Below are 19,670 nucleotides of genomic sequence, written 5' to 3' on the forward strand. Positions count from 1 at the left end.
GTAGCCGGTGGCCCGGTGGCCCCGCGCCGGTGCGGGCCTCCGCGGGGGCTGCCGCCCCCGGACCCCGTCCGGCCGCCGGCCACCAGGGCACAACCCCGGCGTCCGTTACCGTTCACCCTCATGCGCACCCTCCTGATCACCGGCCCCGGCGGCAGCGGCCGTACGACCGTCGCCGCGGCCACCGCGCTCGGGGCGGCCCGCGCGGGCGTGAAGACCCTCGTGCTCAGTGCCGACCGCACCGACACCCTCGGCGCGGCACTCGGCGTGGCGACGGGCGCGGTGCCGGTGCAGGCGGGCCCCGACCTCACCGCCTGGCGCCCCGACGCCACCGCCGGCTTCCGGGACGACCTCACCTCCTTCCAGGACCGCGCCGCCACCGTCCTGGACCTGCTCGGCGCCTCCCGGCTCGACCCCGAGGAGGTCACCCCGCTGCCCGGCGCGGAGGAACTGACCCTGCTGCGCGCCCTGCGCGACGCCGCCCTCGCCGAGACCCACGACCTCCTCGTCGTCGACCTGCCGCCCGCCCCGCAGGCCCTCGCCCTGCTCGCCCTCCCGGAGGAACTGCGGCGCTACCTGCGCCGGCTGCTCCCCCCGGAGCGGCAGGCCGCCCGCGCCCTGCGCCCCGTCCTCGGCCGCCTGGCCGGCGTCCCCATGCCCGCCGAGTGGCTGTACGAGACGACCGCCCGCTGGGACGTGGAACTGGCCGCCGTGCAGGCCGTCCTCGCCGACCGCAGGACCTCCGTACGGCTGGTGGCCGAGCCGGGACCGGCCGGCGCCGACGCCGTCCGTGACGCCCGCCTCGGCCTGGCCCTGCGCGGCCTGCCCGTCGAGTCGCTCCTCGCCAACCGCGTCCTGCCCGAGGACGCCGGGGACGGCCTGCTCGCCGGGCTCCACGCCCAGCAGCAGAAGACCCTGGGGGAGTGGACCGGCGCGGGGACCGTCGCGCACCTCGGCCGCGACCCCCGCGGGGACGACGACCTGACCGCCCTGGCCGTGCCCGGCGTCAACCCGGCGGCCTCCCCGGTCGAGTGGCCCGTCGAGGACCGGATCGGCGCGGACGGCGTCCTGGTGTGGCACCTCCCGCTGCCCGGCGCCGTACGCGACGGGCTGGACCTCGTCCGCCGCGGCGACGAACTCGTCGTCACCGCCGGTCCGTTCCGCCGGATCGTCCCGCTGCCCTCCGCCCTGCGCCGCTGCACCGTGGCGGGCGCCGCCCTGCGCGACGGCGAGCTGCGCGTGCGGTTCGCGCCGGATCCCGCGCTGTGGCCGCGGACCCGGTGAAGGACGTTCCGCCGTTCGGGTAACGTCGGAGGGACGAACCGTAGTCAGGAGCCCGTCATGAGCGAAGAGCTTCCCCCGTCGGACACCGGTGAGCACCAGACCGCCGACGAGGTACCTCGCGCCACCGACGCCGACGCCTGGGCGACCGCCTGCGCCGAGGACATGGCGGCGGAGAGGGCCCGCCGCCGGGCGGAGCAGGGCGCGCCCCAGGGATCGGCCGCCGAGGAACTGCGCAGGCTCGTCGACACGGTCGCCGACAAGCTCTCCGGCCTCCAGTCCCCGCTGCTCGGCGCGGTCGCCGGACCCGCCGCCCAGCAGGTGGTCCGCCAGGTCGTCCAGCAGGCCAGGGCGGCCGTCGAACCGGTCATCGAGCGCAACCCGGACGTCTTCGACCACCTGGCCGCCGCGGGCGGCGAACTGCTCGCCGCCTACCGCTCCGCCGTCCAGCAGCAGGAGCGGCGCTGGACGGCCCGCACCGCCGAACCGCGCGAGGACCCGGCCCACCCCCGCGACGACGACGGGGACACCGGCCCCGGCCAGCGCATCGATCTCGACTGACGGTCCTTGCCCGCACCCGGGCGGCGCTCGCGCGGTAGTGGCGCCGCCCCCTCGGGTACGGTTGGCCGTAGCGGGGCTCGACCGAAACTGAGGGATTCATGGGACTCACCATCGGCGTCGACATCGGCGGCACGAAGATCGCGGCCGGCGTGGTCGACGAGGAAGGCAACATCCTCTCGACCTTCAAGGTGCCGACCCCGGGTACGCCCGAGGGCATCGTGGACGCCATCGCCTCCGCGGTGGAGGGCGCGCGCGCCGGGCACGAGATCGTCGGCGTGGGCATCGGTGCCGCCGGTTACGTCAACCGCCAGCGCTCCACGGTCTACTTCGCGCCGAACATCGACTGGCGCAACGAGCCGCTCAAGGAGAAGGTCGAGGCCCGCGTCGGCCTGCCGGTCGTCGTGGAGAACGACGCCAACGCCGCGGCCTGGGGCGAGTACAAGTTCGGCGCCGGCAAGGGCCATCGCAACGTCATCTGCATCACGCTCGGCACCGGCCTCGGCGGCGGCATCATCATCGGCAACAAGCTGCGCCGCGGCCACTTCGGCGTGGCCGCCGAGTTCGGCCACATCCGCATGGTCCCGGACGGGCTGCTGTGCGGCTGCGGCTCGCAGGGCTGCTGGGAGCAGTACGCCTCCGGCCGCGCCCTCGTGCGGTACGCCAAGCAGCGCGCCAACGCCACCCCGGAGCGCGCCGAGGTGCTGCTCGCGCTCGGCGACGGCACCCCCGACGGCATCGAGGGCAAGCACATCTCCATGGCCGCCCGCCAGGGCGACCCGGTCGCCGTGGACTCCTACCGCGAGCTGGCCCGCTGGGCCGGCGCCGGCCTCGCCGACCTGGCCTCCCTGTTCGACCCGTCCGCCTTCATCGTCGGCGGCGGCCTCTCGGACGAGGGCGACCTGGTCCTCGACCCGATCCGCAAGTCCTACAAGCGGTGGCTGGTCGGCGGCAACTGGCGCCCGGTGGCGGACGTGATCGCGGCCCGGCTGGGCAACAAGGCGGGGCTGGTGGGCGCGGCCGACCTGGCCCGCGAGCCCGACCCGATCATGTGAGGGCGGCCGTCTGACGCACCACGGTTCCCCGCACCCCTTCGGGGCGCGGGGAACCACGTCCGCGGCCGCCCGGGATCCTCGCCCCCGCCGGGCGATCGGCACGTATCGTGACGGCATGGTGACGCCCCCGCCGCTCCCTGAGTCCCGCACCGAACCCGACGGCTCCGCCGTGATCCGCGTCCTCGGCTACAACATCCGCTCGATGCGCGACGACACCGCCGCCCTCGCCCGAGTGATCACCGCCTGCGCCCCCGACCTGGTCCTGGTCCAGGAGGCCCCGCGGTTCTTCCGCTGGCGCAAGAAGCTGGCCCGGCTCGCGGCCGCCTCCGGGCAGGTCGTCCTCACCGGCGGCGGCACGGCCGCGGGCCCCGCCGTCCTCTGCTCGCTGCGGGCCACCGTCGAACGCACCGAGGACGTGCTCCTGCCCCTCACCCCCGGACACCACCGACGGGGCTTCGCCACCGCCGTGGTCCGGTTCGCGGGCGCCCGCCTCGGCGTCCTCAGCTGTCACCTCGGCCTGGACGGGGCCGAGCGGTACGAGCAGGCCGGGATGCTCCTCGACCGGCTCGCCGGGCTGGGCGTGGAGCACGCCGTCGCGGGCGGCGACCTCAACGAGCGCCCCGGCGGACGCGCCTTCACCCGCCTGACCGCCGCACTCCAGGACTGCCGTACGACGGCACCCCGGGGCGGCGAGAACACCTTCCCGGCCGGCCGCCCGGACCGCCGCATCGACGCCCTCCTCGCGACGAAGGGCGTGGAGGTGCTGGGCTGCGGGGTCCCGCTCGGCCTCCCGGGCGTCACGGACACGGACCTGAGGGCGGCCACGGACCACCTGCCGGTCCTGGCCGCCCTGCGGGTGCCCGCCGTCTGAACCGACCGCCGGACGGAGGCCGGGGCCGCGCCGGTGCGGGCGCGTCGGGGGAGTCCGCGCCGCGGACGGCCGGGGCACCCCGGCCGCTCCCGGTGCCGTCGGAGTGCCGGGCGCGGGGCGGCGGCGCGCGGGCGCGCGGTCCTCAGACGACCGCGCCCCGCCCCGGATCCTCGTCGTCCTCGTCGTCCGGGCGCATGCGCATCACCAGCGTGGCGAAGCCGCCGAGGAAGCCGCCGATGCAGATCGTCGTCAGCCACCAGGTCATCTCCCAGCCGAGCAGGATCGCCAGCAGGAGCAGGACCGGACCGCCGATCACCCCGAGCCAGGCGAACTTGGCCGTCGTGTCGGCCTCGGGCAGCGGCGGCGGCTCGGGCGGCACGAAGTGCCCCTCGTCGTCCCCGTCGGGGTCCGTCGCGGCGGGCTCGGCCGGCGAGTAGTCGCGCGGTCCGACACCGGGGGCGAAGGAGACCGAGCTGCCCAGCGGTCCGGCCGGCTTCCTCTCCTCGGCGGGCTCCTCCACGGGGCCCGCGCCCGAGGGCGCGCCGCTCGCCGGACTCTCGTCATCGGTCTCCGCTTCCAGGAGTGCCAGGTCCTCGACCGACTTGAACGGCTTGGCGCCCGGCGGGTCCACCGGCTCGTCGCCGTACCCCGCGACGATCGCCGCCCACGCGGCCTCCTCGTCGAAGGGCACACTCTGCTCCGGCTCGTGGTCGCGGCCGTCCTCGCGGTCCTCACGGTCCTCGCGGTCGGAGTCGTGCTCAGCCACCTGCTGTCGTCCCTTCCTTGCCGACACTGGGTGCGAGCCGGCCGATGAACGCGAGGGTCTCCTCGAAGATCCGGTCCGCGTCGTGGTCCAACGTCGCCACGTGGTAGCTCTGTTCCAGCAGGACCTCGGTCACGTCCGTCGACGACACCCGGCTCAGGATCCGGGCGGAGTCGGCGGCCGGCACCACATGGTCCCGCACACTGCGCAGGAGCAGCAGCGGCTGGGTGACCTGCGGCAGCTCGCCGTCGACCAGCCGGAGAAAGGTACGCAGCGAGTGCGCCGCGTGCAGCGGCACCCGGTCGTACCCGGTCTCCACCGCCCCCTCCTTCGCGATGTCGCTGACGATCCCCCGCGTCGTGCGCACGAGGTGACGCGCCACCGGAAGCGCGCGGGCGGACAGACCGTGCACCCGGTTCGCCGGATTGACGACCACGACGCCCTCGACCGCGTCGCCGTGCCGGGCGGCGAGCCGCAGCGCCAGGGCACCGCCCATCGAGAGCCCGGCCACGAACACCCGCGCGCACCGCTCCCGCAGGACGCGCAGCTCGCGGTCCACCTCCGCGTACCAGTCGGGCCAGCCGGTGAGCGCCATGTCCTCCCAGCGCGTGCCGTGGCCCGGCAGCAGGGGCAGCGAGACGGTCAGGCCGTGCCCGGCCAGATGCCGCGCCCAGGGACGCAGCGACTGCGGGGAACCGGTGAAGCCGTGACAGAGGAGGATCCCTACCTCCCCGCCCTCGTGGCGGTACGGCTCGGCTCCAGGAAGGACCGGCACCTTCGGTCTCCTGTCTTCGTCGTTCTCGATGGGGGCTTCTCGCTGGAGTTTCTCGGTGGAGTCCTCGGCGGCGGTTCCCGACGGGACCTCCCCGACGGGACCTCCGCGACGGGACTTCCGCGACGGACGGACGTGAGGTTCACCGTACGCGACCGCACCGACACCGACCAGGGCCGTCGAAGCCTCGGGCCGCCACTCCGGGTTAAGGTCTGAGCGACACTTACAGGAGGCACTCGGTTGTTGTACGGCGCGATGAAGGTTTCCGTCGGGGGGCCGCTGAAGATGATCTTCAGGCCCTGGGTGGAGGGCCTGGAGAACGTGCCCGCCGAGGGCCCCGCGATCCTGGCGAGCAATCACCTCTCCTTCTCCGACTCGTTCTTCCTCCCCGCGGTCCTCGACCGCAAGGTCACGTTCATCGCGAAGGCCGAGTACTTCACCACGCCCGGCGTGAAGGGCCGGCTCACGGCGGCCTTCTTCAAGGGCGTCGGGCAGCTCCCCGTGGACCGTTCCGGCGCCCGCGGCGCGGGCGAGGCGGCGATCAGGAGCGGGATAGACGTGCTGGAGCGCGGTGAGCTGTTCGGGATCTACCCGGAGGGCACCCGCTCGCCCGACGGCCGGCTCTACCGCGGCAAGCCGGGCGGCCTCGCGCGCGTGGCGCTCGCCACCGGCGCTCCGGTGATCCCGGTCGCGATGATCGACACGGAGAAGATCCAGCCGCCCGGTCAGGTGATGCCGAAGATCATGCGGCCCGGCATCCGCATCGGCAGGCCGCTGGACTTCAGCCGCTACCACGGCATGGAACACGACCGTTTCGTGCTCCGGGCGGTGACCGACGAGGTCATGTACGAGATCATGAAGCTCTCCGGCCAGGAGTACGTCGACATCTACGCGACGGCCGCCAAGCGGCAGATCGCGGAGGCGGCGAAGGCCGACAGGGAAGCGGAGAAGGCCGCGAAGGCCGCCCTCGCGCAGGCCGAGAAGGAACAGGCGAAGAAGGAGAAGTCCGAGCGGAGCGAGCCCTAGGGTCTTTGCGGGCCCCGGGGTCTTTCGTCCGGATCCCTTCGTCCGGATCAGGCTGGATCAGACTGGATCAGGTTGGGTCGAGGGGCCCGGCCCGATCCGCAGGGAAGACCCCGGCGAGGCGGTCCGGGCTCAGGGGGTGGGGGAAGTGCCCAAGCGCGAGAGAGTCATGAGGATGTCGGTCGAGCTGCCGCTGTGGCGTGCGCTCACCGCCTACCGGGTGCTGACCATGCTGTACGCGGTCGGCCTGTTCGTCGCCGCCCACGACGACTACGACCGGCCCGGCATCGCCGTCGCCTACTTCGCCGTCCTGTGCTGCTGGACGCTCGCCACCCTGCCCCGCGTGCAGAACGCGACGGCGTGCACCAAGCGCTTCCTCACCGCCGACCTCCTCGTCGCGCTCACCGGCATCCTCCTGACCCCGCTGGTCGTCAGCGACCAGCACATCCAGGACAGCGGCCCCACCCTGCCCTCGATATGGACGGCCGGCTCGGTCCTGGCGTTCGCCATCAAGGGCGGCTGGCGCTGGGCGGCGTTCGCCTCCACACCGGTGGCCGCCGCCAACCTGATCGAGCGCGGTCACCCGGCCCGCGACACCGTCCACAACGTCATCCTCGTCTGGGTCGCCTCCATCGCCATCGGATACGTCGTCGAGGTCGCCCGCGCCTCCGAGCGCACCCTCGCCCGCGCCCTGGAGATCGAGGCCGCGACCCGTGAGCGGGAGCGGCTCGCCCGCGACATCCACGACAGCGTGCTCCAGGTGCTCGCCATGGTGCAGCGGCGCGGCGCGGTCATCGGCGGTGAGGCGGCCGAACTGGGCCGGATGGCCGGCGAGCAGGAGGTCGCCCTGCGCACCCTGGTCTCCGGCGGCCTCGTCCCCGTCTCCCGGGTGTCGCGGGACGCCACCGAGGGAGCCCTCGTCGTCGCGGTGGACGAGGACGACGGCGACGACGAGGCCGGTCCGGTCGATCTGCGCGCGCTGCTCGCCCCCTTCGCCGCGGCCCGGGTCAGCCTCGCCGAGCCCGGCGCCCCGGTCCTGCTGGCCCCGGCCGCCGCCCGGGAGCTGGCCGCGGCGGTCGGGGCCGCGCTGGACAACGTGCGCAGGCACGCGGGGGAGCAGGCGCGGGCCTGGATCCTGGTGGAGGACGAGCCCGACGCGGTGATCGTGACCGTACGGGACGACGGGCCGGGCATCGCGGAGGGCCGGCTGGCGCAGGCCGAGGGCGAGGGGCGGCTCGGGGTCGCCCAGTCGATCCGGGGCCGGCTGCGCGACCTCGGCGGCGGGGCCGAACTGGTGTCGACGCCGGGGCAGGGCACCGAGGTCGAACTGACGGTACCGAAACAGCACGTCAAGCGGGGGAAGGCAGGCACACGATGAGCAGCGGACAGGACCCGATCAAGGTGATGGTGGTCGACGACCACCCCATGTGGCGCGAGGCCGTCGCCCGCGACCTCGCCGAGTCCGGCTTCGACGTGGTCGCCACCGCCGGCGACGGCGAGCAGGCCGTGCGCCGCGCCAGGGCCACCTCGCCCGACGTCCTCGTCCTGGACCTCAACCTGCCCGCCAAACCGGGCGTCCAGGTCTGCAAGGAGGTCGTCGCCGCCGACCCGGCGCTGCGCGTCCTGGTGCTGTCCGCGAGCGGCGAGCACGCCGACGTACTGGAAGCGGTGAAGTCCGGCGCGACCGGCTACCTGCTGAAGTCGGCGTCCACGGAGGAACTGCTGGACGCGGTGCGCCGCACCGCCGCTGGCGACCCGGTGTTCACGCCGGGCCTGGCCGGACTGGTGCTCGGCGAGTACCGGCGGCTGGCCTCCGACCCCGGCCCGGCGCCCGGCGCCGGCGAACCGGACGCGCCCCGGCTCACCGACCGCGAGACCGAGGTGCTGCGCCTGGTCGCCAAGGGCCTGAGCTACAAGCAGATCGCCGAACGCCTCGTCATCTCGCACCGCACGGTCCAGAACCACGTGCAGAACACCCTCGGCAAGCTCCAGCTGCACAACCGCGTGGAGCTGGTGCGGTACGCGATAGAGCGCGGCCTCGACGACGAGTGACCCCGCCGCCGGCGCCCCGGGGAACACCCGGCGGCGCCGGTCGCGGCACCACCGGGTCCCTGCGGGCGCCGGCAGCGGGGCCGACGACGACGGGAGCGTGCGCCGGACAGCCGGGTCAACGCCCCTGCGGGTCGGTGCATCTAGCGCGCCGGCCGCCGCTCGGACAGGCCGCCGGTGCCCTGTAGCCGTCCCATCAGTTCCCGCACGATCGCCACCCCGTCCAGCGTGAGCACCGACTCCGGGTGGAACTGCACGCCGGCGAACCCGGGCCCGCGCAGCGCGTGCACCTCCCCGTTCGCCGCACGGCTCACCTCCACCCCGTGCGCGGCCAGCTCCTGCCGGGCGTCGTCGTCGCACCGCGCGACGAAGCTGTTGTAGAACCCGACGGTCTCCTCCCGCCCGAACAGCTCCACCCGCGTCTGCGCCCCCTGGTACGGCACCTCCTTGCGTACGATGTCCAGCCCCAGCTCCGCCGCGATCAGTTCGTGCCCGAGGCACACGCCCAGCACCCCGTGCCGGTGCTCCCCGACGACCCGCGCGGTCAGCTCCCGCAGGAACCGCATCCTGGGGTCGGCCAGGTCCGACGGATCACCCGGACCCGGGCCCAGCACCACGGGACCCTCGTGCGCGAGCACCGCCGCCCGCAGCCCCGGTTCGTCGTAGCGCCGGACGGTGACCTCCAGCCCGGACGAGCGCAGGACGTGCGCGAGCATCGCCGTGAAGGTGTCCTCGCAGTCGACCACCAGGGCGTGCCCGGTCAGTTCCCGGGACCGCTCCCGCATCCGCAGCCAGAACGGCGCCAGCGAGGCCCGGCGACCGTCCAGCGCCGCCCGCACCCGCGGATCGTCGGCCAGCCGGGCCCGCGCCTGCTCGGCCCGCGGTCTTCCCGGCCGGACGCCGAGGGCGGCCAGCACGCCCGCCGCCTTGGCGTGCGTCTCCGCGACCTCGCCCGCCGGGTCCGAACCGCGCACCAGCGTCGCCCCGACCGGCACCCGCAGCCGGCCGGCCGCGTCGATGTCCGCGGTGCGGATGAGGATGGGGGAGTCGAGGGTCTGGGCCCCGCCGGAGTCCCGCCCGATCAGCGCCAGCGCTGCCCCGTAGTAGCCGCGCCCGCCTACCTCGTGCCGCTCGATGACCCGGCAGGCGTTCTGCACCGGCGAACCCGTGACGGTCGCCGCGAACATCGTCTCCCGCAGCACCTCGCGCACGTCCATCGAGGACTTCCCCCGCAGCTCGTACTCGGTGTGCGCGAGGTGGGCCATCTCCTTCAGCCGCGGCCCGACGACCACCCCGCCCATGTCGCCGACGGTGCACATCATCTTCAGTTCCTCGTCGACGACCATCGACAGCTCCTCGATCTCCTTGCCGTCGGCGAGGAAGTCCAGCAGGTGCCCGGGTGTCGGCCCCCCGTCGGGATAGCGGTACGTCCCGCTGATCGGGTTCATCACGACCGTGCCGCCCGACATCCGCACGTGCACCTCGGGGCTGGCACCCACCAGCGTCCGGTCCCCGGTGTGCACGACGAACGTCCAGTAAGCGCCCCGCTCGCCCTCCAGCAGCCGCCGGAACAGCGCGAGTGCGTCGGCCCTCCCGAATCCCGGGACCGCGCCCTCGTACGTCCGCCGGATGACGAAGTTCGCCCCCTCGCCCCGCCCGATCTCCTCCCGCAGCACCCGCCCGACGATCTCCGCGTACTCCTCGTCGCCGACGTCGAAGCCGCCGCCCTCGACGCGCACCTCGTGCGCGGGGAGCTGCTCCAGTGCCTCGGCGAGCGGGATCTCGTACCGCTCCTCGGGGATCAGGACGGACAGCGGCGTGCCGTCGTCACGGACGTCGAAGCCGCGTTCGCGGATCTGACGGAACGGCACCAGCGCGAGGCCCTCGTCGGGCAGGTCGGCGAGCCGCTCGCGGACGGTGACCGGGCCGAGGAGCAGCTCCACGGTGGTGCCGTCCTCGGTGGTCCGGCCCGGCGCCCGGCGGCGCAGCAGGGCGAACGGGCGGGGGTCGGCCAGGAGATCGAGCAGATGCATGGGGTCCGTGTCCTTCTCGGTGGGAGAGTCGACAGGGACGGCCGGGCCCGGAAACACCGAAGGCCGCCCCTTCGGGCGGCCTTCGCGAAGTCTTGCGTACGCGCAGTCAGTGGGCCGCCGGATGAGCGGTCCACCACCAGTTCTGGGTCGAAAGCGCGAACATGGGGTGCACGCTACACGATGTGAGGCGTCCGGCTCTGCCTCGTCCGACAAGGTGTGCTCCCCGCCGCGCGGGGGACGGTCCGAAGCCCAGGACTCCGCTTCAGACGGGTGCGGTTCGCTCCCCGCGGCAGCGGGGCTGTCGGGCTCTGTCCCCGGCTCACCGAGCCGGGGACAGAGCCGTCTCACAGGCTGAGCGCTGCAATGGACCCATGGACCGACCGCGTACTGTTGGGCGCGTGACCGTGAACGCTGATTCCCGAAGTGTCGCCGCTCAGGCGACGTGGCGAGACCTGCCCGCGGCGCAGCAGCCCGAGTACCCGGATGCCGAGGCTCTGCGCGAAGTGATCGCCGAGCTCGAAACGTATCCCCCGCTGGTGTTCGCCGGTGAGTGCGACCAGCTTCGCTCACGGATGGCTGCGGTTGCCCGGGGGGAGGCGTTCCTGCTGCAGGGCGGTGACTGTGCCGAGTCCTTCGAGGCGGTGTCCGCCGAGCACATCCGGGCGAAGTTGAAGACGCTCCTCCAGATGGGCGCCGTCCTCACGTACGCGGCCTCCGTGCCGGTCGTGAAGGTGGGCCGGATCGCGGGCCAGTACTCCAAGCCGCGCTCCAAGAACACCGAGACCCGCGACGGCGTGACCCTGCCGACGTACCGCGGTGACTCGGTCAACGGCTTCGACTTCAACGAGGCCGCCCGCGTCCCGGACCCCGAGCGCCTGAAGCGGATGTACCACGCGTCCGCCTCCACGCTGAACCTGGTGCGCGCCTTCACCACCGGCGGCTACGCCGACCTGCGCCAGGTCCACGCCTGGAACCAGGACTTCGTGAAGTCGTCCCCGTCCGGTCAGCGCTACGAGCAGCTCGCCCGCGAGATCGACCAGGCGCTCAACTTCATGCACGCCTGCGGCACGGACCCGGAGGAGTTCAAGACGGTCGAGTTCTACGCCTCCCACGAGGCGCTGCTCCTCGACTACGAGTCGGCCCTCACCCGCGTCGACTCCCGTACCGGCCGCCTGTACGACGTCTCCGCGCACATGGTGTGGATCGGCGAGCGCACCCGCCAGCTGGACCACGCGCACATCGAGTTCGCCTCGAAGATCCGCAACCCCATCGGCATCAAGCTCGGTCCGACGACGACGGCCGAGGAAGCGCTCCAGTACATCGAGCGCCTCGACCCCGACCGGGAGCCGGGCCGGCTGACCTTCATCGTCCGCATGGGCGCCGACAAGGTCCGCGACAAGCTGCCGGAGCTGGTCGAGAAGGTCACCGCCTCGGGCGCGACCGTCGCCTGGGTGACGGACCCGATGCACGGCAACACCTTCGAGGCGGCCTCCGGCCACAAGACCCGCCGCTTCGACGACGTGCTCGACGAGGTCAAGGGCTTCTTCGAGGTCCACAAGGGCCTCGGCACCCACCCCGGCGGCATCCACGTCGAGCTGACCGGCGACGACGTGACCGAATGCGTGGGCGGCGGTGACGAGATCTTCGTCGACGACCTCCACCAGCGCTACGAGACCGCCTGCGACCCGCGGCTCAACCGCAGCCAGTCCCTCGACCTGGCGTTCCTGGTCGCGGAGATGTACCGGGACCAGTAGCGGCCGGTGACGTGGCGGACCGGCGACCGGTTCACGCGTCGCAGAACCCGAAGTGGGGCGCGGATCACATACGATCCGCGCCCCATCTCCCTTTTGCGGCCTCTGGGCGCCGGGTAAGGTTAGGTAAACCTAATCGATCTCGGCGGGAGGTGTCCGCGTGTACGTCTGCAGCTGCTTCGGAGTGACGGAAGCGCAGGTCCAGCAGCACGCGGACGGCGGCGCCTGTACGCCTCGCCAGATCGCCTCCGCCTGCAAGGCGGGCACGGACTGCGGCTCGTGCGTCCGCCGCATCCAGGCGATCCTCGGCCGGGGCGCCGCCCCGCGCCGTGACCTGGCCGGCGAGGGCCGGCCGGTCCTCGCCGCACTCGACGAAGCCGCCTGAGCGCCTGACGGTTCCCGCCGGGCCTTCCCGGCTTCCCCGGCTCTCCCGGGCTCTCGCCGGGCCTTCCCGGCTTCCCCGGCTCTCCAGGTTCTCCCGGGCTCTCGCCGGTTCCCCCTGGGGCTGTCCACCGGGTCTCGGCCCTCCCGCCGCTTCTCAGCTCTCCGGCTGCTCGATCAGCTGTGCGATGTACAGCGCCTCACCGAGCTTCTCCACCAGGTCCAGCTGGGTGTCGAGGTAGTCGATGTGGTGCTCCTCGTCCTCGAGGATCGACTCGAAGATGTTCGCGGACGTGATGTCGCCCTTCTCGCGCATCACCTTGATCCCGCGCTTGAGGCGGTCGATCGCCTCCACCTCGACCTGCCGGTCGGCCTCGAACATCTCCTTGACCGTCTGGCCCACCCGTACGTGGAACAGCCGCTGGTAGTTCGGCAGGCCCTCCAGGAGCAGGATCCGGTCGGTCAGGACCTCCGCGTGCTTCATCTCGTCGAACGACTCGTGCCGCGTGTATTTCGCGAGCTTCGTCCAGCCGAGGTTCTCCTGCATCTTCGCGTGCAGGAAGTACTGGTTGATCGCGGTCAGCTCACCGGTGAGCTGCTCGTTGAGGAACTCGAGGACCTCGGGGTCGCCCTGCATCGCAGAGGCTCCTTCCGCGCGGGGGTACGGGAGATTGCCGCCGCATGATGTCACCGGCGCGGAAGATCGTCCAGTAAGTGCGTACTTAGTGCGTTGGTTCATGCTTGGCGTTAATTGCCCGATTCTGGTCATGCCTGGTCATTCGCACCGGCCGGGGTCTGTCAGGATGGAGTCATGGGTCATCCGGTGGAGCGAGAATCAGGAGAAGCAGCAGCGTCCGAGCTTCCGCCGGGGCAGCGACTTCAGCGGGGCTGGCCCGTCACCCACTACGGCCCGGTGCCCAAGTTCCGGCCCGAGCGCTGGGAGTTCAGGGTCTTCGGCGGCACCGCCGACGGTGACAAGCGCTGCTGGACCCACGAGGAGTTCACGGCCCTTCCGTACGCCACCGTGGTCGCCGACCTGCACTGCGTGACGAAGTTCAGCATGCTCGGCGCCGAGTGGGGCGGCATCCCGGCCCGGACCATCCTGGAGGCCGTGCCGCCCGCCGCCGACGTCACCCATGTGATGGTGTGGGCGGAGTACGGCTTCAGCTCCAACCTGCGGTTGTCGGACTTCGCCGCCGAGCACACCCTCTTCGCCACCCACAAGGACGGCGAGCTGCTCACCGCCGAGCACGGCTTCCCGGTGCGCCTGGTCGTGCCCCACCTCTACGCCTGGAAGGGTCCCAAGTGGGTCCGCGGTGTCGAGTACATGACCGCCGACCGCCGTGGCTTCTGGGAGGAACGCGGCTACCACAACATCGGCGACCCCTGGAAAGAGCAGCGCTACTCCTACCAGGAGAAGCCCGGGGACGGCCCCGAACTCTGAGCCCCGGCGTCCCCCGGGGCGCCCGGGCACCGCCCGGGGAGGCGGATCAGCCGTCCCGGAGCTTCTTCAGCCGCTCCACGTCCGCCGCGTGCCCCTCCTTGCCACCGGGCGTCTCGATCACGAGCGGTACGCCCGCGGTCGCCGGGTGCGTCATCAGCGCGCGGAACGGATCCTCGCCGATGTGACCCGCGCCGATGTTCTCGTGCCGGTCCTTGTGGGCGCCCACCACGTCCTTGGAGTCATTGGCGTGGATCAGCTTCAGCCGGCCCTCGCCGACCGTGTCCACCAGCAGATCGAGGGTCTGGTGCATGCCCGCCGGACCGGTCAGGTCGTGCCCGGCCGCGAAGACGTGGCAGGTGTCCAGACAGACGCCGAGCCTCGGATGGGCGTCCAGCGCCTCGAAGTACGGCCCGAAGTCCCAGGTCCGCGAGCAGAGCGAGGCGCCCTGCCCGGCCGTCGACTCCAGCAGCAGGAACGGGTCGTCGTCGTGGGTCAGCTCGTCCAGCAGCGGCAGCAGGTACTCCCGGACCTGCTTCAGGGCCACGCCCCGGTCCCGCCCGCCCGTCGCGCTCCCCGTGTGCACGACCACGCCCAGCGCGCCGATCTCCCGCCCCCGGCGCAGCGAGTGCCGCAGGGACTCCACCGACCGCTCCGCCGTCGCCTCGGTGTGCGAGCCGAAGTTGATCAGGTACGGCGCGTGCACGTACGCCGGCACCGACTCCGCCGCGCAGGCCTCCCGGAACGCCGCGTCCTGCGCCGGGTTGCCCGCCGGGGTGGCCCAGCCGCGCGGGTTGGCGACGAAGACCTGGACCGTCTCGGCCTTGAGGTCACGGGCGTAGGACATGCCCACGGAGTGCAGACCGCCGGCCACCGGGACATGGCCGCCGACGGGATTGCGGGAGGGGAAGGGGTGCGCGGAACTCACCCGTTCAGGGTGTCATGCCGCCGGTGCGGCCCGGTCACCGCAGGGCGGTCTGGCGCCACCGGCACCGCAGGGCGGTCGGGCAGCCACCGTCACCGGATGGTGATCGTGATCGTCGATCCCTTGGGGGCCGTCTCGCCGCCGTCCACGGACTGGCTCTTGACCGTGTCGCCGAACAGGCCCAGCAGGCCGCGGTCCTCGTCCACCTCGAAGCCGGCCTTCTCCAGCTCGGCCTTGGCGTCGTCGACGCTCGCGCCCACCACGTCCGGGACCTCGACCATCTCCGGGCCCTTGGACAGGGTCAGCGTCACCGTGTCGCCGTCGGCGACCTCCTCCTCCGCACCCGGTGACTGGGCGGCGACCTGGCCCTTGTCGAACTCGGAGGTGACCTCCCCGGCGGAGACCTTCACCTCCAGGCCGGCCTCCTCCAGCTCGGCCCGCGCGTCGTCCAGGTCCTTGCCGGTGACGTCCGGGACCTCGACGGGGCTGCCCTTGCTGACCACGAGGGAGACCGCCGAGCCCGCCCGCCGCTCGGTGCCGGCCGCCGGGCTGCTGCTGATCACGAAGCCCTTGAGGACGTCCTCGCTGAACGCCTCGGTCACCAGGCCGGGCTCCAGCCCGTCCGACTTCAGCAGGTCCTCGGCCTTGTCCAGCCGCGAGCCCTTCACATCCGGCACCTTCACCGTCTCGGGGCCGTCGGAGACGGTGAGGGCCACCGAGTCGTTGGCACGGATACGGGCGCCCGGCCCCGGGTCCGTGCTGACGACGGTGCCGCGCTCGACCGTGTCGCTGTAGGCGTGCTTCACCTCGCCGACGTCCAGCCCGGCCGCCTCCAGCCGCTCCCTGGCCTGCGCCTCGGTCTGGGTGAGCACCGCCGGGACCTTGGTGAACTGGCCCGAGCTGATGTACCAGACGCCCGCGCCGACGCCGAGCACCAGCAGGGCGGCGGCGAGGATCGCGACCACTTGGCGGCGGGGCCGCACCGAGCGGCGCCGGGGCGGCGGGGGCTCCGCCGCGAACCGGGACGTCCGGTTCATCGGGTCCCCGTCGGGGCCCTGCCCGCCGTCGTCGACGGGCAGGGGGCGCGGGACCGTGAGCGAGCGCGGGATCACGCTGGTGCGGTCCTCGGCGATGTCGCGGTCCGCCGACAGGGCCTGCGGCGGCAGCGCGTCCAGCTGGGCCTCGTCGAGAGCGGCCCGCGCCTCACGGACCTGCGCGAGCAGGGCCACGGCGTCGGCCGGACGGACGTCGGGGGTGCGGGCGGTGGCCGACGCCACCAGCTCGTCCAGCGCGAACGCCATGCCGGGGACGGCGGCGGAGGGCGGCGGCACGTCCTCGTGGAGGTGCTTGTAGAGCACCACGGCGGGGGTGTCGCCGTCGTGCGGCTTGTCGCCGGTCAGCATCTCGTAGAGCACGACCCCGCAGGCGTAGACGTCCACGCGTGCGTCGGTGGTGCCCTGTTCCATCTGCTCGGGCGCGAGGTAGGCGACGGTGCCGAGGACGGCTCCCGTGGTGCTGGTCACGGTGTCCACGGACCTGACCAGGCCGAAGTCGGCGACCTTGACCCGGCCGTCGTCCCCTATCAGCACGTTCTCCGGCTTCATGTCCCGGTGCACGAACCCGGCGCGGTGCGCGGCTCCGAGCGCGGCCAGGACCGGCTCCAGGATGTCCAGCGCGGCCCGCGGCTGGAGTGCGCCGCGCTCGCGCAGCACGTCCCGCAGGGTGCAGCCGGCGACGTACTCCATCGCGAGGTAGACGTACGACCCGTCGGTCCCCTGGTCGAACACCTGGACGACGTTCGGGTGCGCCAGCCGGGCCACGGACTTGGCCTCGCGGATGAAGCGCTCGACGAAGGAGACGTCGGCCGCGAGGGCCGGGTGCATCACCTTGAGCGCGAGAACGCGGTCGAGGCGGGTGTCCACGGCCCGGTAGACCGTGGCCATCCCGCCGACCGCGATCCGCGCGTCCACGCGATAACGCCCGTCGAGCACCTGCCCGACCAGAGGGTCCTGAAGGGTCGTGTCCACGCAGGCGAGTCTACGAGCCCGCACCGACACCCCTCACCGCTCACACCGGTATCGCAGCGGGACTGAAGCGGACCTGTGACGAGCGACACGACCGGGCGGCGTGCGCGCCCGCCCGAAGCCGTCACCCGCCCACGCGTCACCCGTGACACCCGCCCACGCGTCACCCGTGACACCCGCCCACGCGCCACCCGTGACACCCGCCCACGCGCCACCCGTGACACCCGCCCACGCGCCACCCGTTACACCCGCCCGGGAACCGACCGAGGTCCGCGGCCACTAAGCACCGCCGGCGTCCACCGGTCCGGCCCGCGTCGCACCCGCCGAGCGACGTCCGGCCGCCCACGACCACCGGCCCGGCCGGGCGACCGGCCGCCGACGGCGCCGGGCCCCCTCGGGCGACGGCCACCGCCCGCCCGCCCGCCCGGCCGGCCGGGCGGGCGGGGAACGGGAGACGCCGTCAGAAGGCCGGCCGTTCCGGGTCGAGGGTGGCGCGGCCCTCCTCCGGCGACGACGCCTGCGCGAAGTGACGGCGGGGAATGCGGCCCGCGAGCCGGGCCAGCCTCCCCGCCTCCACGGCCCCCCGCATCGCCCGGGCCATCAGCACCGGCTCCTGCGCCCGCGTCACCGCCGACGCCAGCATCACCCCCGCGCACCCGAGCTCCATCGCCAGTGCCACGTCCGACGCCGTACCGGCGCCCGCGTCCAGGATCACCGGCACGCGCGCGTGCTCGACGATCAGCTGGAAGTTGTGGGGGTTGCGAATGCCCAGCCCGGATCCGATCGGCGACCCCAGCGGCATCACCGCCGCACACCCGACGTCCTCCAGCTTCCGCGCCAGCACCGGATCGTCGTTCGTGTACGGCAGCACCGTGAACCCGTCGTCGACCAGCGTCTCCGCCGCGTCCAGCAGCTCGATCGGATCGGGCAGCAGCGTCCGCTCGTCGGCGACGACCTCCAGCTTGACCAGGTCGGTCCCCAGCGCCTCCCGTGCCAGCCGTGCCGTCAGGACCGCCTCCCCGGCCGTGAAGCACCCCGCCGTGTTCGGCAGCACCCCGACGCCGAGCCGTTCCAGGACCGACAGCACGGACCCGTGCACCGAGGGGTCCACCCGGCGCATCGCGACGGTGGTCAGCTCGGTGCCGGACGCGACCAGCGCCCGCTCCAGCACCTCCAGGCTGGGCGCGCCGCCCGTCCCCATGATCAGACGGGACGAGTACGCCGTACCGCCGAGGACGAAGGGATCGTCGGCCATGGCTCAGCCTCCCTGGACGGCGGTGAGGACTTCCACGCGGTCTCCGTCGGAGAGGGCGGTGGCGGACCACCGCGCGCGCGGGACGACGGTTTCGTTGAGGGCCGCGGCCACCCCGGAGGACGCCGGCGTCAGGGACCGTACGACGCTGTCGAGTGCCGTGCCGGGAGCGACCTCGCGCCGCTCACCGTTCACCGAGATCTTCATGCGGGCTGCTCCGAGAGTGCGGCGGCGTGGAAGCGCCGGGGGGTGAAGGGACGGGCCTCGGCGGGAAGTTCGCCGGTGACCAGCGCGTGCGCCAGCGCGTCCCCGGTGACCGGCGCCAGCAGCACGCCGTTGCGGTAGTGCCCGGTCGCCAGCAGCAGACCGTCCAGCCCCGTCGGCCCGAGCAGCGGCGCGTTGTCCGGCGAGCCGGGACGCAGCCCCGCGCGGGTCTCGGTGAGCGGCAGCTCGGTGATGCCGGGGATCAGTTCGTGGGCGTCCCGCAGCAGCTCGTACACGCCGCCCGCCGTCACCGTCGTGTCCCAGCCCAGTTCCTCGCTCGTCGCCCCGACGACCAGCTCGCCGTTCTCGCGCGGCACCAGGTAGACCTGGCTGCCGCGCACCACGGCCCGGACCGTCCGGGTCAGGAACGGCGCGTACCGCCGCGGCACGGTCAGCCGAAGCACCTGCCCCTTCACCGGCCGCACCGGCGGCAGCACCTCCGCCGGGACGCCCGCGAGCCGCCCGCTGAGGCTGCCCGCCGCGAGCACCACCTGCCGCGCCGCGAGTGCCGTACCCGCGCGCGTGCGCACCCCCGTGGCGCGCCCGGCCGACACCGTCAGCCGCTCCGCCCGGTCGCGGTGGAAGGCCACGCCCGCCCGCTCACAGGCGGCCGCCAGCGCCGCCACCAGCCGCCGCGGATCGATCTGGTGGTCCCCGTCCACCCGCAGCCCGCCCCGCACCCCGGGCGCGAGCATGGGCTCCAGCCGCCGGCACTCCCGGCCGGACAGCCACTCCGAGGCCAGCCCCGACTGCCGTTGCAGGGCGTGCAGTTCCCGCAGATGGGCGCGGTCGTCGGCGTCCAGCGCGACCGCGAGGGTCCCGGAGCGGCGGTAGCCCAGGTCGTGACCGGTCAGTTCGGTCAGCTCGGCCGCGAAGTCCGGGTAGCGGCGGGCCGATTCCAGGTTCAGGCCGAGCAGTGTCTGTTCGCCGTGGTGCAGTTCGGAGACGGCGGCGAGCATCCCGGCCGCCACCTGCGCGGCCCCGCCGCCCGGCGCGGGATCCAGCACCGCCGTGGCGAGCCCGCGCTGCGCGGCCCGCCACGCGGTGACCAGCCCGATGATGCCGCCCCCGACGACGAGGACGTCCGACTTGTCTGAGGACATGGGCGTCCAGCCCCTCCCTTCGCCGGCATGACCCGGATCAGGTTCGTACGGTCGGAGGCCGCCAGCCTCCCTCTCAGCCCGGTGCGTCCGGGCTCCCGCGAGTGCTCTAGGTTGGCCACCCTAGCCC

The 19,670-nt window shown here is 73.4% G+C and carries 20 protein-coding genes and 1 riboswitch; of the genes, 10 read left to right on the forward strand and 10 right to left on the reverse strand.

The window, feature by feature from the left end; translation table 11 throughout:
- Positions 1 to 120 precede the first annotated feature (120 nt).
- The 4 genes from ACIP5W_RS19635 (at position 121) to ACIP5W_RS19650 (ending at position 3,762) form a co-directional block, all read left to right on the forward strand.
- Positions 121 to 1,281: an ArsA family ATPase gene (locus ACIP5W_RS19635; protein ID WP_401474699.1), complete on the forward strand. Its 1,161-nt coding sequence runs from the start codon at positions 121 to 123 to the stop codon at positions 1,279 to 1,281.
- Positions 1,282 to 1,338: 57 nt separating this feature from the next.
- Positions 1,339 to 1,839, forward strand: a complete 501-nt coding sequence (locus ACIP5W_RS19640; RefSeq protein ID WP_401474702.1) for a DUF5304 family protein — start codon at positions 1,339 to 1,341, stop codon at positions 1,837 to 1,839.
- A gap of 98 nt (positions 1,840 to 1,937) precedes the next feature.
- Positions 1,938 to 2,891, forward strand: a complete 954-nt coding sequence (locus tag ACIP5W_RS19645) for an ROK family glucokinase (RefSeq protein WP_398093401.1) — start codon at positions 1,938 to 1,940, stop codon at positions 2,889 to 2,891.
- Between the two features lie 115 nt (positions 2,892 to 3,006).
- Positions 3,007 to 3,762, forward strand: a complete 756-nt coding sequence (locus ACIP5W_RS19650; protein ID WP_401474705.1) for an endonuclease/exonuclease/phosphatase family protein — start codon at positions 3,007 to 3,009, stop codon at positions 3,760 to 3,762.
- A 142-nt stretch (positions 3,763 to 3,904) separates the two neighbouring features.
- Here ACIP5W_RS19650 and ACIP5W_RS19655 read toward each other — a convergent pair whose 3' ends face one another.
- Positions 3,905 to 4,528, reverse strand: coding sequence for a hypothetical protein (locus tag ACIP5W_RS19655; protein ID WP_401474708.1), 624 nt, complete (start codon positions 4,526 to 4,528; stop codon positions 3,905 to 3,907).
- Entirely contained in the window at positions 4,521 to 5,300 is a 780-nt protein-coding gene (locus ACIP5W_RS19660) for an alpha/beta hydrolase (RefSeq protein ID WP_401474711.1), read from the reverse strand. The genes ACIP5W_RS19655 and ACIP5W_RS19660 overlap by 8 nt, the downstream gene beginning before the upstream one ends.
- Before the next feature lie 252 nt (positions 5,301 to 5,552).
- Between ACIP5W_RS19660 and ACIP5W_RS19665 the strand changes: the two genes are divergently transcribed.
- The 3 genes from ACIP5W_RS19665 (at position 5,553) to ACIP5W_RS19675 (ending at position 8,372) form a co-directional block, all read left to right on the forward strand.
- Positions 5,553 to 6,323 (forward strand): lysophospholipid acyltransferase family protein, encoded by a 771-nt coding sequence (locus tag ACIP5W_RS19665; RefSeq protein ID WP_401474714.1) that lies wholly within the window; start codon positions 5,553 to 5,555, stop codon positions 6,321 to 6,323.
- Between the two features lie 145 nt (positions 6,324 to 6,468).
- Positions 6,469 to 7,698, forward strand: a complete 1,230-nt coding sequence (gene macS / locus ACIP5W_RS19670; protein ID WP_401474717.1) for a MacS family sensor histidine kinase — start codon at positions 6,469 to 6,471, stop codon at positions 7,696 to 7,698.
- Positions 7,695 to 8,372: a response regulator gene (locus ACIP5W_RS19675; protein WP_401474720.1), complete on the forward strand. Its 678-nt coding sequence runs from the start codon at positions 7,695 to 7,697 to the stop codon at positions 8,370 to 8,372. The genes macS and ACIP5W_RS19675 overlap by 4 nt, the downstream gene beginning before the upstream one ends.
- A 140-nt stretch (positions 8,373 to 8,512) precedes the next feature.
- On the opposite strand, the gene ACIP5W_RS19680 is transcribed toward ACIP5W_RS19675, so the two are convergent.
- Both ACIP5W_RS19680 and ACIP5W_RS19685 read right to left on the reverse strand, forming a co-directional pair.
- Positions 8,513 to 10,402 carry an anthranilate synthase family protein gene (locus ACIP5W_RS19680; protein WP_401474723.1) on the reverse strand — a complete coding sequence of 630 codons (1,890 nt, stop codon included), beginning with the start codon at positions 10,400 to 10,402 and terminating at the stop codon, positions 8,513 to 8,515.
- 106 nt (positions 10,403 to 10,508) lie between these two features.
- Positions 10,509 to 10,565, reverse strand: a complete 57-nt coding sequence (locus tag ACIP5W_RS19685; RefSeq protein ID WP_078912442.1) for a trp operon leader peptide — start codon at positions 10,563 to 10,565, stop codon at positions 10,509 to 10,511.
- 235 nt (positions 10,566 to 10,800) lie between these two features.
- On the opposite strand from ACIP5W_RS19685, the gene ACIP5W_RS19690 reads away from it, so the two are divergent.
- Together ACIP5W_RS19690 and ACIP5W_RS19695 are read left to right on the forward strand one after the other, a co-directional pair.
- On the forward strand, positions 10,801 to 12,156 hold the full coding sequence (locus tag ACIP5W_RS19690; protein ID WP_401474726.1) for a class II 3-deoxy-7-phosphoheptulonate synthase: 1,356 nt from the start codon (positions 10,801 to 10,803) through the stop codon (positions 12,154 to 12,156).
- A gap of 157 nt (positions 12,157 to 12,313) precedes the next feature.
- On the forward strand, positions 12,314 to 12,538 hold the full coding sequence (locus ACIP5W_RS19695; RefSeq protein WP_398093389.1) for a bacterioferritin-associated ferredoxin: 225 nt from the start codon (positions 12,314 to 12,316) through the stop codon (positions 12,536 to 12,538).
- A gap of 153 nt (positions 12,539 to 12,691) precedes the next feature.
- Here the strand turns inward: ACIP5W_RS19695 and bfr are convergent, their stop codons facing one another.
- A complete protein-coding gene (gene bfr, locus ACIP5W_RS19700) occupies positions 12,692 to 13,171 on the reverse strand; it encodes a bacterioferritin (RefSeq protein WP_401474730.1) in 480 nt (159 codons plus the stop codon).
- Between the two features lie 174 nt (positions 13,172 to 13,345).
- On the opposite strand from bfr, the gene ACIP5W_RS19705 reads away from it, so the two are divergent.
- A complete protein-coding gene (locus ACIP5W_RS19705; RefSeq protein ID WP_401474733.1) occupies positions 13,346 to 13,978 on the forward strand; it encodes a sulfite oxidase-like oxidoreductase in 633 nt (210 codons plus the stop codon).
- Positions 13,979 to 14,024: 46 nt separating this feature from the next.
- Here the strand turns inward: ACIP5W_RS19705 and ACIP5W_RS19710 are convergent, their stop codons facing one another.
- The 5 genes from ACIP5W_RS19710 to thiO form a co-directional block, all read right to left on the reverse strand.
- Positions 14,025 to 14,903 (reverse strand): deoxyribonuclease IV, encoded by an 879-nt coding sequence (locus ACIP5W_RS19710; RefSeq protein ID WP_401474736.1) that lies wholly within the window; start codon positions 14,901 to 14,903, stop codon positions 14,025 to 14,027.
- 89 nt (positions 14,904 to 14,992) lie between these two features.
- Positions 14,993 to 16,927, reverse strand: a complete 1,935-nt coding sequence (pknB, locus tag ACIP5W_RS19715; RefSeq protein ID WP_401474739.1) for a Stk1 family PASTA domain-containing Ser/Thr kinase — start codon at positions 16,925 to 16,927, stop codon at positions 14,993 to 14,995.
- Positions 16,928 to 17,384: 457 nt separating this feature from the next.
- The gene (locus tag ACIP5W_RS19720; protein ID WP_401474742.1) at positions 17,385 to 18,179 is read right to left on the reverse strand and encodes a thiazole synthase; all 795 of its coding nucleotides are present in this window, start codon (positions 18,177 to 18,179) and stop codon (positions 17,385 to 17,387) included.
- Between the two features lie 3 nt (positions 18,180 to 18,182).
- Positions 18,183 to 18,383, reverse strand: a complete 201-nt coding sequence (gene thiS, locus ACIP5W_RS19725) for a sulfur carrier protein ThiS (RefSeq protein ID WP_382787300.1) — start codon at positions 18,381 to 18,383, stop codon at positions 18,183 to 18,185.
- The gene (gene thiO, locus ACIP5W_RS19730) at positions 18,380 to 19,543 is read right to left on the reverse strand and encodes a glycine oxidase ThiO (protein WP_401474746.1); all 1,164 of its coding nucleotides are present in this window, start codon (positions 19,541 to 19,543) and stop codon (positions 18,380 to 18,382) included. Before thiO ends, thiS begins: the two co-directional genes overlap by 4 nt.
- A riboswitch (TPP riboswitch) is annotated at positions 19,541 to 19,652 on the reverse strand. It overlaps the preceding gene by 3 nt.
- Positions 19,653 to 19,670 lie beyond the last annotated feature (18 nt).

It is taken from the genome of Streptomyces sp. NPDC088766 (genome assembly GCF_044750845.1).
Lineage (GTDB): Bacteria > Actinomycetota > Actinomycetes > Streptomycetales > Streptomycetaceae > Streptomyces.

Bases quoted from the DNA above. Each gene is read 5' to 3' on its own strand.
- ACIP5W_RS19635 (WP_401474699.1), top strand. From the start codon at position 121: ATGCGCACCCTCCTGATCACCGGCCCCGGCGGCAGCGGCCGTACGACC.
- ACIP5W_RS19640 (WP_401474702.1), top strand. From the start codon at position 1,339: ATGAGCGAAGAGCTTCCCCCGTCGGACACCGGTGAGCACCAGACCGCC.
- ACIP5W_RS19645 (WP_398093401.1), top strand. From the start codon at position 1,938: ATGGGACTCACCATCGGCGTCGACATCGGCGGCACGAAGATCGCGGCC.
- ACIP5W_RS19650 (WP_401474705.1), top strand. From the start codon at position 3,007: ATGGTGACGCCCCCGCCGCTCCCTGAGTCCCGCACCGAACCCGACGGC.
- ACIP5W_RS19665 (WP_401474714.1), top strand. From the start codon at position 5,553: ATGAAGGTTTCCGTCGGGGGGCCGCTGAAGATGATCTTCAGGCCCTGG.
- ACIP5W_RS19675 (WP_401474720.1), top strand. From the start codon at position 7,695: ATGAGCAGCGGACAGGACCCGATCAAGGTGATGGTGGTCGACGACCAC.
- ACIP5W_RS19680 (WP_401474723.1), bottom strand. From the start codon at position 10,402: ATGCATCTGCTCGATCTCCTGGCCGACCCCCGCCCGTTCGCCCTGCTG.
- bfr (WP_401474730.1), bottom strand. From the start codon at position 13,171: ATGCAGGGCGACCCCGAGGTCCTCGAGTTCCTCAACGAGCAGCTCACC.
- ACIP5W_RS19705 (WP_401474733.1), top strand. From the start codon at position 13,346: ATGGGTCATCCGGTGGAGCGAGAATCAGGAGAAGCAGCAGCGTCCGAG.
- ACIP5W_RS19720 (WP_401474742.1), bottom strand. From the start codon at position 18,179: ATGGCCGACGATCCCTTCGTCCTCGGCGGTACGGCGTACTCGTCCCGT.
- thiS (WP_382787300.1), bottom strand. From the start codon at position 18,383: ATGAAGATCTCGGTGAACGGTGAGCGGCGCGAGGTCGCTCCCGGCACG.
- thiO (WP_401474746.1), bottom strand. From the start codon at position 19,543: ATGTCCTCAGACAAGTCGGACGTCCTCGTCGTCGGGGGCGGCATCATC.